Source organism: Agrobacterium tumefaciens, from assembly GCF_005221385.1.
Classification (GTDB): Bacteria; Pseudomonadota; Alphaproteobacteria; order Rhizobiales; family Rhizobiaceae; genus Agrobacterium; species Agrobacterium tomkonis.
This window is the reverse complement of the sequence record NZ_CP039903.1, coordinates 428,145-440,381: the sequence shown is the minus strand read 5'-3', so window position 1 is coordinate 440,381 and position 12,237 is coordinate 428,145. Positions and strand designations below refer to the sequence as shown.

General features: G+C 59.9%; 15 protein-coding genes. 12 read left to right on the top strand and 3 right to left on the bottom strand.

The window, feature by feature from the left end; translation table 11 throughout:
* The first annotated feature begins 76 nt into the window (after window positions 1–76).
* The 4 genes from tldD to CFBP6623_RS02195 all read left to right on the top strand — a co-directional run bounded on the left by tldD (window position 77) and on the right by CFBP6623_RS02195 (window position 3,443).
* Window positions 77–1,492, top strand: a complete 1,416-nt coding sequence (gene tldD, locus CFBP6623_RS02210; protein WP_080842252.1) for a metalloprotease TldD — start codon at window positions 77–79, stop codon at window positions 1,490–1,492.
* 328 nt (window positions 1,493–1,820) lie between these two features.
* A complete protein-coding gene (locus tag CFBP6623_RS02205) occupies window positions 1,821–2,258 on the top strand; it encodes a bleomycin resistance protein (protein WP_046798502.1) in 438 nt (145 codons plus the stop codon).
* Between the two features lie 4 nt (window positions 2,259–2,262).
* Window positions 2,263–2,937, top strand: a complete 675-nt coding sequence (locus CFBP6623_RS02200) for an HAD family hydrolase (protein ID WP_046798501.1) — start codon at window positions 2,263–2,265, stop codon at window positions 2,935–2,937.
* 128 nt (window positions 2,938–3,065) lie between these two features.
* Window positions 3,066–3,443 carry a hypothetical protein gene (locus CFBP6623_RS02195; protein WP_046798500.1) on the top strand — a complete coding sequence of 126 codons (378 nt, stop codon included), beginning with the start codon at window positions 3,066–3,068 and terminating at the stop codon, window positions 3,441–3,443.
* Between the two features lie 54 nt (window positions 3,444–3,497).
* Here CFBP6623_RS02195 and CFBP6623_RS02190 read toward each other — a convergent pair whose 3' ends face one another.
* Entirely contained in the window at window positions 3,498–3,803 is a 306-nt protein-coding gene (locus CFBP6623_RS02190; protein ID WP_046798499.1) for a MazG nucleotide pyrophosphohydrolase domain-containing protein, read from the bottom strand.
* A 151-nt stretch (window positions 3,804–3,954) separates the two neighbouring features.
* Here CFBP6623_RS02190 and CFBP6623_RS02185 point away from each other — a divergent pair, with 151 nt between their 5' ends.
* On the top strand, window positions 3,955–4,734 hold the full coding sequence (locus CFBP6623_RS02185; protein WP_046798498.1) for a sulfite exporter TauE/SafE family protein: 780 nt from the start codon (window positions 3,955–3,957) through the stop codon (window positions 4,732–4,734).
* 30 nt (window positions 4,735–4,764) lie between these two features.
* Here the strand turns inward: CFBP6623_RS02185 and pdxH are convergent, their stop codons facing one another.
* Window positions 4,765–5,385, bottom strand: coding sequence for a pyridoxamine 5'-phosphate oxidase (gene pdxH / locus CFBP6623_RS02180; RefSeq protein WP_046798497.1), 621 nt, complete (start codon window positions 5,383–5,385; stop codon window positions 4,765–4,767).
* 56 nt (window positions 5,386–5,441) lie between these two features.
* On the opposite strand from pdxH, the gene CFBP6623_RS02175 reads away from it, so the two are divergent.
* The 4 genes from CFBP6623_RS02175 (at window position 5,442) to CFBP6623_RS02160 (ending at window position 8,851) form a co-directional block, all read left to right on the top strand.
* Window positions 5,442–5,891, top strand: a complete 450-nt coding sequence (locus tag CFBP6623_RS02175) for an RT0821/Lpp0805 family surface protein (protein ID WP_046798496.1) — start codon at window positions 5,442–5,444, stop codon at window positions 5,889–5,891.
* 209 nt (window positions 5,892–6,100) lie between these two features.
* Window positions 6,101–7,216, top strand: coding sequence for a DnaJ C-terminal domain-containing protein (locus CFBP6623_RS02170; protein ID WP_046798495.1), 1,116 nt, complete (start codon window positions 6,101–6,103; stop codon window positions 7,214–7,216).
* 131 nt (window positions 7,217–7,347) lie between these two features.
* Window positions 7,348–8,166: an enoyl-ACP reductase FabI gene (fabI, locus tag CFBP6623_RS02165; RefSeq protein ID WP_046798494.1), complete on the top strand. Its 819-nt coding sequence runs from the start codon at window positions 7,348–7,350 to the stop codon at window positions 8,164–8,166.
* Window positions 8,167–8,257: 91 nt separating this feature from the next.
* Window positions 8,258–8,851 carry a histidine phosphatase family protein gene (locus CFBP6623_RS02160; protein WP_046798493.1) on the top strand — a complete coding sequence of 198 codons (594 nt, stop codon included), beginning with the start codon at window positions 8,258–8,260 and terminating at the stop codon, window positions 8,849–8,851.
* A gap of 266 nt (window positions 8,852–9,117) precedes the next feature.
* Here the strand turns inward: CFBP6623_RS02160 and CFBP6623_RS02155 are convergent, their stop codons facing one another.
* Window positions 9,118–9,378, bottom strand: a complete 261-nt coding sequence (locus CFBP6623_RS02155; protein ID WP_046798492.1) for a DUF1344 domain-containing protein — start codon at window positions 9,376–9,378, stop codon at window positions 9,118–9,120.
* Window positions 9,379–9,461: 83 nt separating this feature from the next.
* On the opposite strand from CFBP6623_RS02155, the gene CFBP6623_RS26665 reads away from it, so the two are divergent.
* The 3 genes from CFBP6623_RS26665 (at window position 9,462) to ribB (ending at window position 12,102) form a co-directional block, all read left to right on the top strand.
* The gene (locus CFBP6623_RS26665; RefSeq protein WP_162249025.1) at window positions 9,462–9,752 is read left to right on the top strand and encodes a hypothetical protein; all 291 of its coding nucleotides are present in this window, start codon (window positions 9,462–9,464) and stop codon (window positions 9,750–9,752) included.
* A 63-nt stretch (window positions 9,753–9,815) separates the two neighbouring features.
* A complete protein-coding gene (aroC, locus tag CFBP6623_RS02145; RefSeq protein WP_046798490.1) occupies window positions 9,816–10,910 on the top strand; it encodes a chorismate synthase in 1,095 nt (364 codons plus the stop codon).
* Between the two features lie 91 nt (window positions 10,911–11,001).
* Window positions 11,002–12,102, top strand: a complete 1,101-nt coding sequence (ribB, locus tag CFBP6623_RS02140) for a 3,4-dihydroxy-2-butanone-4-phosphate synthase (protein WP_046798489.1) — start codon at window positions 11,002–11,004, stop codon at window positions 12,100–12,102.
* Window positions 12,103–12,237 lie beyond the last annotated feature (135 nt).

Here is a 12,237-nt window from a genome sequence, read left to right as displayed (position 1 = left end):
TCGTCGACGGGCAGCCTTGCGTCTGCCCGCTCCAGTGCCTAAATCGGTCATTGAACGATAATGACTGGAGCCTCCCATGACCGACGATCTTGTAAAACTCTTCGATTGCGATGAAACGCAATTGCGCAAGCTCGTCGGAGAGGCGCTTGCCGGCGCTGACGATGGCGAGCTGTTCATCGAACATGCCCAGGCCGAATCGCTAACCTTCGACAATGGCCGGCTCAAGGGCGGCTCTTTCAACACGGATCAGGGTTTTGGCCTGCGCGCCGTTGCCGGCGAGACGGTGGGTTACGCCCATGCCGGCGAGCTTTCGCAAGGTGCGCTGAAGCGCGCTTCGGATGCAGTCGGCGCTGTCACCCGCGGTTATTCCGGCTCCTATGCCGCCGCGCCCCAGCGCACCAACAAGAAACTTTACGGCGACGAAAACCCGATCGGCAGCCCGAGCTTTGAAGAGAAGGTGAAACTTCTCACCGATATCGACGCCTATCTGCGCGACAAGGACGAAAACGTCCGGCAGGTGACGGCGACGATTTCCGCCAGCTGGCAGGTGGTGGACATACTGCGCGCCGATGGTCATCGCGTCAGCGACATCAGGCCCATGACCCGCATCAACATTTCCGTGGTGGGGGGTGACGGCGACCGGCAGGAAAGCGGCTCCTACGGCATTGGCGGCCGCGTCGGTTTTGGCGATTTCATTACCACGGAAAGCTGGCAGCGCGGTGCGGATGAAGCGTTGCGCCAGGCGCTCGTCAACCTGACCGCCATCGATGCACCGGCCGGCACCATGGATGTGGTGCTCGGCTCCGGCTGGCCGGGCGTGATGCTGCATGAGGCGGTCGGTCACGGTCTGGAAGGCGATTTCAACCGCAAGAAGACATCGGCCTTTGCCGGCCTGATGGGTGAGATGGTGGCCGCCCCCGGCGTGACTGTCGTGGATGACGGCACCATCGACAGCCGTCGCGGCTCACTCACCATCGACGACGAGGGTACGCCGTCCGCTTATAATGTGCTGATCGAGAACGGCAGGCTGGTGGGCTATATGCAGGACCGCCAGAATGCCCGGCTGATGGGCGCAAAGGCCACCGGTAATGGTCGCCGGCAGGGTTATTCGCATGTGCCGATGCCACGCATGACCAATACCTACATGCTATCAGGCGACAAGACGCCCGAGGAGATCATCTCCTCCGTCAGACAAGGCATCTATGCCGTTTCCTTCGGTGGCGGACAGGTGGATATCACCTCAGGCAAATTCGTGTTCGGCTGCACCGAGGCCTACCTCATCGAAAACGGCAGGATCGGCGCGCCGGTAAAGGGCGCCATGCTGATCGGCAACGGACCGGACGCGATGAAACGCGTATCGATGATCGGCAATGATTCCAAACTCGATACGGGCATCGGTAATTGCGGCAAGGCCGGGCAATGGGTGCCGGTCGGTGTTGGGCAGCCGCATCTGCGCATGGACCAGATCACCGTCGGCGGTACGAAAGCGTAAGGAATTCGGAGTTTGGATCACTACGGTCTGTCCCAAATTCCGTCATACCGGCCCTGAGCCGGTATCCAGCCGACGCGCGTCTGCACGGCGAGAAGAGTCTTGTCAGCCCAGGGACTTGGGCTGGCTGGATGCCGGATCCAGTCTGGCATGACGGCAGAGAGAGTTGCGGTCACGCGAAACGTTGAGCCTGCCGCATCAATCCCAGCCCATAACATCGCACATGGCTGCCATGATGAGGTTTCCTCTGGCACCTCGCCGAGAAGACGATAAGATCACCCTCACGGCAGGCCCTCCTCCAAACGCCGGGCCTGCGCGGCATAAGGAGACCATGACCATCATACGCAATGCCCTCGTCCCGGAACTTGCCGTCACGGATTGGCTGAAAAGCCGCGCCTTTTATTGCGACCTGATCGGTTTTCATGTGGTTTATGAGCGCCCTGAAGAGGGCTTCGCCTATCTTGCGCTCGATGAGGCACAGGTCATGATCGACCAGATCGGCGCGACCCGGACCTTCGTGGCTGACAATGCCGCGCTTGAGTTTCCGCTGGGTCGCGGCATGAACCTGCAGCTCGCCGTCCCTTCCCTGCAACCCATTCTCACGCGGCTGGAACGCTCTTCGATCGACCTCGTTCTGGCGCCGGAAGAGAAGTGGTACAGGCGCGGGACGGTCGAGGTTGGCAACCGGCAATTCATCGTCGCCGATCCGGACGGTTATCTGATCCGCCCATTCGAGAGCTTGGGCGAGCGCCCCTTCCGGTTCGGTTGAGCCCATGCTGCCCTTTCGCCCGCATGCGGTTGTTTTCGACATGGACGGATTGCTGATTGAAAGCGAGGTGCTTTATCGCGATTCATTTCTGGCGGCTTCTGCGGAAGGCGGCCATGGAATGCAGGTCGAGACCTATCAGAAGGTCTGCGGCAGTCCGTGGGATGTCATCACCGGCACCATCTTTGCCGACTATGGCGCGGATTTTCCCATAGACGCTTTTCGCGACGCATGGCTCCGGCATCTCGGTGTGATGATGGCGGAGGGTGTGGCGCTGAAACCCGGCGTCGCCGAAATCCTCGATCTCCTCGACCGGCTGGATATCCGCCGCGCCATCGCGACATCGTCGCAGCACACATCGGTCACCCGCCACCTCGGCCCTTACGACCTTCTCAGGCGCTTCGACACCATCGTGGCGCGCGGCGATTATACCGAACCGAAACCCGCGCCCATGCCCTATCTCACTGCCGCAAAGCGCCTCGGCCTCGATCCTGGCCGCTGCCTTGCACTGGAAGATTCCTATTCCGGCGTCCGCTCGGCCTCTTCGGCCGGCATGATGACAATCATGGTACCGGATGTCGCGCCGCCAACCGAGGAAATGCGGGAGAAGTGCGTTGCCGTCATGGGTGATTTGCATGCGGTGGCAGACATGCTGCAAGACGCACGGCTTTTACGGATTTGAAGAGTGGGCAGTGGCGTAAATGCGCGTCATACGCCTTTCGCCGTTTGAACTTATAGTGGAGGTTGTAGCGGCCGGAACGCCGATATTGGTCAAGCGCCTCCGTCGGCGCATCCATAACGGGAGTGGTCATGATGCTTGTGGCCGTGTCGCTCGCGACGCTTATATTGCTCGCTCTTTCCGCATTTCAGGTCACCCTCGCCGCCGGTGCGCCTTTTGGCCGTTTTGCCTGGGGCGGCGCGAGCCGCGTGCTGCCGGTCAAGCAAAGAATTGCAAGTGTCGCTTCTCTTGCGATCTATGGCCTTATGGCATCTTTTCCGCTGCAAAAGGCAGGCTTCGCAAAGATCTGGCCGGCAGGCTGGATCGAACCCGGCATCTGGATCATCGCCTGTTATCTTGCGGTGAGCGTTGGATTGAATGCAATGTCGAAGAGCCGTCCAGAACGGCTCGTCATGACCCCGATAGCCGCCGTTCTTGCGATCCTGTTCTTTATCGTCTCGCTCTCATAGAGGCATCAGGCCAAAGGCACGATACCGCAACGATCGAGCCTTTTCAGCGGATCGTCAGCCCATCGACCTGAAACGCCACTTACGCTCGATCGCTCCTTCAATATCGAGACCGTTATAATGGGCCAGCAACAGCACATGGCCGAGGAGATCAGCAGTTTCGTCGGCCAGATCCCCCTTCATCTCCTCTTTGCTCCTGCCCTTGATGCGCGCCCGCCCTGTCAGCCGGTTCCAGGCCTGCGTCACCTCGCCAACCTCTTCCTGAAGCTTCAGCATGTACCAGTCCGGGTCGCGGAATATTCCATTTTCAGCGGCATATTTTTGCGAGGCCTCTTCAAACCGGCGCATCATGTCAGCAAGCATTTGTTCATCCTTTGTTCGTGCGTTACAACTCTAACCACGATTCTCCGGCCGCGTCGATCCGAAAGGATGTTTCGCGACCTTGAACGGAAATCTCCGCGACAGATGCCCGCCATCGCGATAGGAACAGTCATTCGAAACAGTGCCGTCACCCATGCCTTATCTCGATTTTTTCTCATCGCTCATCACCGCCCATAGCCCGACGCTGCTGGCGATGTTTGCGGGCGCGGCTTTTCTTGCCGGTCTTGCCCGTGGCTTTTCCGGCTTCGGCGCGGCACTCATCTTCATTCCGCTTGCCAGCGCCATCGTCGGGCCACGCATCGCGTCAGCGGTTCTGCTGGTGGTGGACGGCGTGTTGACGCTCGGCATGATACCGCCTGCCTTTCGCATGGCGGACCGGCGCGAGGTCTTCACCATGGCGGCAGGCGCACTTGTCGGCGTCCCGCTTGGAACCCTGCTGCTTTCCCATGGCGATCCGCTGACCCTGCGCTGGATCATCTCCACCGTGGTCGTCGTGCTGTTATTGTTTCTGCTTTCCGGCTGGCGTTACAGCGGACGGCCAAAGACGCCTCTGACCCTGTTTACCGGGTTTCTGGCCGGGCTGTTTTCCGGCGCTGCGCAATTGGGCGGGCCGCCCGTGGTCGCCTATTGGCTTGGCGGGGCGCTTAAAGGTGCCTTCGTGCGCGCCAATGTCATTCTTTATTTCGCGGTTTCGACCGTGATTTCCACGGCAAGCTATTTTTTCGGTGGTCTTTTCACCGCCGATGTCTTCGTCTTTTTCCTGCTGGCCCTGCCGTTTTACGGGGCGGGCCTTTACGTCGGCGCGCGCCTGCACGGATTTGCCGATGAAGCGGCGTTCCGGCGCATCTGCTACGGCCTTATCGCCATTTCCGCCGTCATCGGCCTGCCGCTGTTCGATTCGCTGTTGAAATAGGCAGGCCGCACCGGCCTGCCTTTGCAGCGTTCAAGGATACATACGAACCTTGGACCACGGCGCATCCGGTGTCTCGCGGCGGAATTCGACGCGGTCGTGCAGGCGGAATTTGCGGTCGTGCCAGAATTCGATGCTGACCGGGCGAATGCGGAAACCGGACCAGTGGGCCGGGCGCGGAATATCGCCGATGGCATATTTCGCGGTATATTCGGCGACCGCCTTCTCCAGCGCGAAACGGCCTTCCAGAGGCCGTGACTGTTTGGACGCCCAGGCGCCGATGCGGCTGCCACGCGGGCGGGAGGCGTAATAAGCATCCGCCTCAGCGTCCGTCACGATCTCCACCTCGCCGCGCAGGCGCACCTGCCGTCGCAAGCTTTTCCAGTGGAAACACATGGCCGCTTTTTTCTGGCCGAGGATTTCACGGCCCTTCTGGCTTTCGAAATTCGTGTAGAAAACGAAGCCGCGATCATCGACGTCTTTCAACAGCACCATGCGCACGTTCGGCAGGCCGTTTTCATCGACGGTTGCGAGTGCAACCGCGTTCGGATCGTTGACTTCGGAAGCCGTCGCATCCTTCAGCCATTCGGCAAAAAGCGTGAACGGTTCATTTTCTTCCGTGAAGTCACTGGATGTTAACCCCATTTCCGACATATTGACTAAAATGCTCCCGAGCTGATTTGGACCCCAGAGATGATTTCTGGCGAAAGATGGTGACCGTCATAGCAAAGTCGAACAGTCGAACAAAGGGCCTCCTTTCGTCGATCGCGGAAGTTTCCGCCGTCGTGTCAATGCTCGTGGTGCTGAGCGGTTGTGTCAGCCTCGATCTGTTCGGCGGCGACAAGGTCGACCGCTCGCTCTCCACGGCCTCGGTTCCCAACCAGCAGAATAACGGCCAGCAGACCGATGATGCGACCATCCGCAATGCGGTAACATCGGCCGATCTTGCCAAACTTGCCGACCAGCCGCTGCCCTGGGCCAATGCCGCAACCGGCAGCGCCGGCGTGGTTACCGCCATTCACGAAGACAGATCCAGCGGTTTCGTCTGCCGCGATTTCAGGACGACGCGCCACTCCTTCGAAGGCGTGGCCGCTTACTCCGGGCAGGCCTGCCTGTCGGAAACCGGCGAGTGGTTGATGACCCGCTTCGAGCAGAAATAATCTATTTACCTTGGCGCATGGAATAAGGCCGGCCACCACGCGCCGCGCGTCCTGCGTAAAGGAGTGATTAGCAACTTATTGCAACAGTCGACGTTGATTAAACCGAGGGCGTGTACGCGAATGATCGCGGGCATCCCTTTTCGGAGGGGTTAGTTTCAGGATTGCGCCATGAACGGCGGCAGACTGAGCCAACGTAACTGGTGTTTCGCATGCGCGATCCATATTCGATCCTCGGCGTGAAACGTGACGCCCGCCATGAGGAAATCAAGGCTGCCTGGCGCACGAAGGCGAAAACCGTCCATCCGGACGCCAATCGCGACGATCCCGATGCTTCGGCGCGATTCGCCGAAATCGGGCAGGCTTATGACCTTTTGAAAGACCCCAAAAAGCGCGATCTTTACGATCAGGCCCGGCAGGCGGCTGAGAAGAAGAAGCGTGGCGAAACCATCATGCAACAGCGGGAGGCGGCGCGGGAGGCTGCCGAACGTGCCAGGGCAGCTGAGAAGCTGATGGAGGAACTGGCCCGCGCCGATGCCCGCAACCGGGCGCAGACCGGCCAGAAAACCGACGGGAAACCTGAAACGGCCGAGGATATCGTCGAGCGTATTTTCGGGGCCGATGCGCAGAACGACCCCAAGGTGCAACAGGCGGCGGAAGCGGCCAAGGCTGCGGCCAGCGGCACGAAAAGCGACATTCCGGGAACGGGTGAAACGGCACAATCGGCCACCGTTGACGACAAATCCACATCCGCCTCGCTTGCCGGCAATCTTTTTAGCGCCCTCGTGCGCCGGTTCCGCACGCCGCAGCCGGTTCCGGAAAAGGCACCTGATATTACAGCCGAAGCCACCATCACGGTTGCCGATCTTCTGGAGCGCAAATGGGTTACCATTGGGCTTGCCGAAGAGCGGGAAGCCCGTTTCCAGCTTGAGCCCGGCATGACCGACGGCCATGTGGTGAGGCTGAAGGGACAGGGGCTGAAACTTCCGGGAATGGCACGCGGCGATCTTGCCGTGACCTTGCTTGCCGCACGCGACGACGCCTTTTCCGTTCGCGGCTTCGATATTCACACGACTTTGCCGATCTCGCTTGGTGATGCGGTGCTGGGCTGCGAAACGAAAGTCCGCACCCCGCTTGGCGAGGAAAATCTCAGCATCCCGGCATGGTCCGGCTCGGACCGCATGCTGCGGCTTGCCGGCAAGGGCCTTGCCGATGGCAAGGGTGAATATGGCGATCTCGTCATCGAATTGCGTATCGTTCTGCTCGAAAAGCCGGATGAAAAGGTGACTGACCTCATGCGCCACATGCGCGAAGGCCTCTATTTGTGAAAGTTTTGCGAATAGCCGGGACAACGCACCCTTTGTTACGCTCCCTAACAGTTGATGATCTTTGACAATCTTGAACAGGATTGCAGCCTATGCCATAGGCAGGATCAATCGAAAGTATCAGGGAGCATAAAATGGCTCAGGCATCCGGCCTCATGGCTGGCAAACGCGGCCTCATCATGGGCGTCGCCAATAATCGTTCAATCGCTTGGGGCATTGCCAAGGCTTGCGCGGACGCAGGCGCGGAACTCGCACTCACCTGGCAGGGCGATGCGCTGAAGAAGCGCGTCGAGCCGCTCGCGCAGGAACTCGGCGCCTTCATGGCTGGCCACTGTGACGTGACGGACCTCGAGACGATCGATGCCGTTTTTGCTTCGCTGGAAAAACACTGGGGCAAGATCGACTTCGTTGTGCACGCCATTGCGTTTTCCGACAAGGACGAGCTGACGGGTCGTTACCTCGACACCAGCCGCGACAATTTCAACCGCACCATGGATATTTCCGTCTTTTCGCTGGCCGCTGTCGCCAAGCGCGCGGAGCCTATCATGAATGATGGCGGCTCGATCATCACGCTCACCTATTACGGTGCCGAGAAGGTCATGCCGAACTATAACGTCATGGGCGTGGCCAAGGCCGCTCTTGAGGCCAGCGTGCGTTATCTCGCCGTCGATCTCGGCAATCGCGGCATCCGCGTCAACGCCGTTTCCGCCGGCCCGATCAAGACGCTTGCCGCTTCCGGCATCGGCGATTTCCGCTACATCCTGAAGTGGAACGAATATAATGCGCCGCTGAAGCGCACCGTTTCCATCGAGGAAGTCGGCAAGTCGGCGCTTTACCTGCTATCGGACCTTTCGACCGCCGTGACAGGTGAAATCCACCATGTCGATTCCGGTTACCACACCATCGGCATGAAGGCGGTGGATGCGCCTGATATTTCGGTGGTGAAGGACTGATCGCCACTGGAATTAGAGCGGGATTTCTGGCGAAAACCACGCATATTTTTCACCATCCCGCTCCGGCAATGCTTGAAACAGGGGTATCGGCTTGCTCGTTTATGTGATCCGTCACGGACAAACGGACTGGAATGCGATACGCCGGCTTCAGGGCCAGAAAGACATTCCGCTCAACGATTTCGGCCGCCAGCAGGCGGTCGGCAATGGCAGGCTTCTGGCGCGCCTGCTGGGAGAACAGGCCACGGATTTCGATTACGTGGCAAGCCCGCTCGGGCGCACGCGCGAGACCATGGAACTGATGCGCGGCGCGATGGGTCTAGACCCCCTTGCCTACCGCACCGATGACCGCCTGATCGAAGTCTCCTTCGGCGACTGGGAGGGGCAGACCCTGCCGGAACTCAAAAAGGAGTTTCCCGACCGGGTGAAGGCGCGCAAAGCCAACAAGTGGGATTTCATTCCCCCCGGCCAGGACGCCGAAAGCTATGAAATCCTCTCCTGGCGCATCGGCGCATGGCTTTCCTCCGTCGAGGTGCCGACGATATGCGTCTGCCATGGCGGCGTCATCCGCTCGATTTTCCGGCTGGTATCAGGCATGGACAAGGACGAGGCGTCGCGGACGCAGATCCCGCAGGACCAGATCTTGAAGGTCGAGATCGACGGGAATAGTGCGGAGTGGATTTCGTAAGGTTAGTTGCGGACAGCGCGTGAACCACTGTCTCTCATAGTCGCCCTTTAGGCTTTAGATGTGGCACGGCGTTGCCGCTGGTTTCTTCTCCCCGCCGGGGAGAAGGTGGCCCGAAGGGTCGGATGAGGGGGCACTCTCTCCGAGTATCTCTACCCTTGCCCCTCATCCCGCTGCCGCGACCTTCTCCCCGGCGGGGAGAAGAAGCGGATGCAAACGCACGTTTCACAATGGAGGTTTGGCATAAGGGTTGAGCAAAGGGCAGCTGCTTACTGCACGACCTGAAGATCGTCGACCACGCGTTTGCCATCCACTTCCGTGTAGAAAACGACGACCTTGACGCCGGCTTTCAGGCCTTCGAAATTGAACTCTTCCGGCACGCGATAGGTCTTGCCGTCGTTGAGCGTAATGCTCAGCCCATTCGCATCGATTTTGCTGATCGTGCCTTCCACATCGACGCTCTGGGCGTAGCTGTTGATGGGCATCAGGAGGTTGGCGGTGGCCAGAAGGGCGGCAATCATCATACGCATCGATCTAGCTTTCGTGGATTTGCGTGAAAACCTTACATGCATGAAGAATTGCCTTTCGAATGTGGCGGAAATTGCCCGCAACCATGACATTTTCGGCCCAATTGATGAACGGATTTGGGATCGTGTTCAAGCCGTTAGTGATTTTTACACCGCATTTCGCGGCAATATTGGAAAACTGCGGATTAACGTGGAAAACCACGGCGCTTTTACATTTTCGTCATTTCGAAAAACATCTCCGCCCGGTGCGAATCGCCGCCGCCGCCCTCATTGACATGCCTACCATAGGGATGAAGGCAGCGAGCTGCCGTAGCGCGCACCGCACTTATCCGGCCGCTGAGAAAGAAAGGCTTTTGCCTTGTCCGGATTTACACTAAGACAAATCCGCTTGTTTTAAACGGCGCTACCCGCAGGCGCCCTGCATTCCGGTCTTGAGAACTATGTCGCATAACAGCTTCGGTCATCTATTTCGCGTTACCACCTGGGGAGAAAGCCATGGGCCGTCACTTGGCTGCGTGGTGGATGGCTGCCCGCCCGGCCTGCGCTTCACGCTTGCCGAGGTGCAGCACTGGATGGACAAGCGCAAACCCGGCCAGAGCCGTTTCGTCACCCAGCGTCGCGAAGACGACATCGTCAAGGTTCTCTCCGGCGTGATGCTGGATGACGACGGCGAGACGATGATAACGACGGGCACGCCGATTTCCATGCTGATCGAAAACACCGACCAGCGTTCCAAGGATTACGGCGAGATCGCCAAGCGGTTCCGTCCCGGCCATGCGGATTTTACCTATGACCTGAAATACGGCATTCGCGACTATCGCGGCGGCGGACGCTCCTCCGCGCGTGAGACGGCGGCGCGTGTCGCCGCCGGTGCAATTGCCCGCAAGGTGGTGCCTAGCCTCAATGTGCGCGGTGCGCTGGTGCAGATCGGCAAGCACAGGATCAATCGCGACAACTGGGATTGGGATCAGGTTGACCAGAACCCGTTCTTCTGCCCCGATGCCGCCATGGTGCCGGTGTGGGAAGAGTATCTCGATGGCATCCGCAAGGCCGGCTCCTCCATCGGGGCCGTCGTCGAAGTGGTGGCGGAAGGCGTTCCGGCCGGCATCGGCGCGCCGATCTACGCCAAGCTCGATCAGGATATCGCCTCCAGCCTGATGTCGATCAACGCCGTCAAGGGCGTGGAGATCGGCGAAGGTTTCGCCTCCGCCGAGCTTTCCGGCGAGGAAAATGCCGACCAGATGCGCATGGGCAATGACGGCAAGCCGATCTTCCTCTCCAACCATGCCGGCGGCATTCTCGGCGGCATTGCGACCGGTGAGCCAGTCATCGCGCGTTTCGCCATCAAGCCGACTTCCTCCATTCTGACGGAGCGCCTGTCCATCGATACCGACGGTAACAATGTCGATGTGCGCACCAAGGGCCGTCACGACCCCTGCGTCGGCATCCGCGCCGTGCCGATCGGCGAGGCGATGGTGGCCTGCACCGTTGCCGACCATTATCTGAGGGATCGCGGCCAGACCGGCCGGCTTTAGCGGACCGAAAAGTGTGAAGCGGTTTTCGGACAATCCGCTAAAGAAACAAAAAGAGCAACGAACCGTTGCTCTGAAGTGAGGGGATATCGCCATGGCCTATGACCAGAAACGCGTTGTCGACGCCATCCGCGCTTTCGAAGCCGGGGAAATCGTTGTCGTGACCGATGATGACGACCGTGAGAACGAAGGCGATCTGATCATTTCGGCGGTTCACTGCACGCCCGAGAAAATGGCGCTGATCGTGCGTCATACCTCCGGCATCGTCTGCGCGCCCATGCCGCGCGAGGAGGCCAAACGGCTGAACCTCAACGCCATGGTGGCGGAAAATGACAGCGCCCATACGACGGCCTTCACCGTCAGCGTCGATTTCAAGCACGGCACCACGACGGGCATTTCCGCCGACGACCGCACCTTGACGGTGCGCAACCTTGCCAACCCCAATGTCGGCGCATCCGATTTCACCCGGCCGGGCCATATCTTCCCGCTGATTTCCCGCGAGGGCGGCGTCTTGATGCGCTCCGGCCATACCGAAGCGGCGGTCGATCTCTGCCGGCTCGCCGGCCTGCCGCCCATCGGCGTCATCAGCGAGCTGGTGAATGACGACGGCAGCGTGATGCGCGGCCCGCAGGTTCTGGATTTCGCCGACACGCACGGCATGAAACACGTTTCCGTCGCCGATCTCATCGCCTATCGCCAGCGCAAGGAAACGCTGGTGGAGATGGAATCCTCCTTCACCATCGAGACGCCCTTCGGGCCGGCCAAGGCGCAGACCTATTCCCTGCCCTGGGATCCAATGCAGCACATGGCGGTGATTTTCGGTGACATCAGGGACGGCGTCGACATTCCTGTTCGCCTTCACCCGGAAAACGTCGCCGACGACGTGTTCGGCGACCGCCAGCCGGTGCGGCACTACATGCAGAAGATCGCCGAGGAAGGCCGCGGCGTCATCGTTTATCTGCGCGAAGGCTCCGTCGGCGTCGGCCAGGTGGCCGGCCGGCGCAAGGCGCGCGATCCGGACGAGGCGCATGCGCAGGCCCGTTCGCGCGAAAACGAATGGCTGGAAATCGGTCTCGGCGCTCAGATCCTGAAAGATCTCGGCATCAGCTCCATCAAGCTGCTGACCACCCGCGAACGGCATTATGTCGGTCTTGAAGGCTTCGGCATCCAGATTTCGGCGACGGATATCTGCTGATTTCGGGGTTTGCCTTGGTTTTCAGGGCAATTGTGAAGCGAGTGGGTGCCCCTTGTTTCTTCTCCCCGAGGGGAGAAGTTCGCGGCAGCGGGATGAGGGGGCGCCCTTGCCGGATTGCGGAGGGCTTGCCCCCTC

What these genes read in the sequence shown, in the direction of transcription:
- tldD (WP_080842252.1), top strand. Translation starts at nt 77, where the DNA reads ATGACCGACGATCTTGTAAAACTCTTCGATTGCGATGAAACGCAATTG.
- CFBP6623_RS02205 (WP_046798502.1), top strand. Translation starts at nt 1,821, where the DNA reads ATGACCATCATACGCAATGCCCTCGTCCCGGAACTTGCCGTCACGGAT.
- CFBP6623_RS02200 (WP_046798501.1), top strand. Translation starts at nt 2,263, where the DNA reads ATGCTGCCCTTTCGCCCGCATGCGGTTGTTTTCGACATGGACGGATTG.
- CFBP6623_RS02195 (WP_046798500.1), top strand. Translation starts at nt 3,066, where the DNA reads ATGATGCTTGTGGCCGTGTCGCTCGCGACGCTTATATTGCTCGCTCTT.
- CFBP6623_RS02190 (WP_046798499.1), bottom strand. Translation starts at nt 3,803, where the DNA reads ATGCTTGCTGACATGATGCGCCGGTTTGAAGAGGCCTCGCAAAAATAT.
- CFBP6623_RS02185 (WP_046798498.1), top strand. Translation starts at nt 3,955, where the DNA reads ATGCCTTATCTCGATTTTTTCTCATCGCTCATCACCGCCCATAGCCCG.
- pdxH (WP_046798497.1), bottom strand. Translation starts at nt 5,385, where the DNA reads ATGTCGGAAATGGGGTTAACATCCAGTGACTTCACGGAAGAAAATGAA.
- CFBP6623_RS02175 (WP_046798496.1), top strand. Translation starts at nt 5,442, where the DNA reads ATGGTGACCGTCATAGCAAAGTCGAACAGTCGAACAAAGGGCCTCCTT.
- CFBP6623_RS02170 (WP_046798495.1), top strand. Translation starts at nt 6,101, where the DNA reads ATGCGCGATCCATATTCGATCCTCGGCGTGAAACGTGACGCCCGCCAT.
- fabI (WP_046798494.1), top strand. Translation starts at nt 7,348, where the DNA reads ATGGCTCAGGCATCCGGCCTCATGGCTGGCAAACGCGGCCTCATCATG.
- CFBP6623_RS02155 (WP_046798492.1), bottom strand. Translation starts at nt 9,378, where the DNA reads ATGCGTATGATGATTGCCGCCCTTCTGGCCACCGCCAACCTCCTGATG.
- CFBP6623_RS26665 (WP_162249025.1), top strand. Translation starts at nt 9,462, where the DNA reads ATGACATTTTCGGCCCAATTGATGAACGGATTTGGGATCGTGTTCAAG.
- aroC (WP_046798490.1), top strand. Translation starts at nt 9,816, where the DNA reads ATGTCGCATAACAGCTTCGGTCATCTATTTCGCGTTACCACCTGGGGA.
- ribB (WP_046798489.1), top strand. Translation starts at nt 11,002, where the DNA reads ATGGCCTATGACCAGAAACGCGTTGTCGACGCCATCCGCGCTTTCGAA.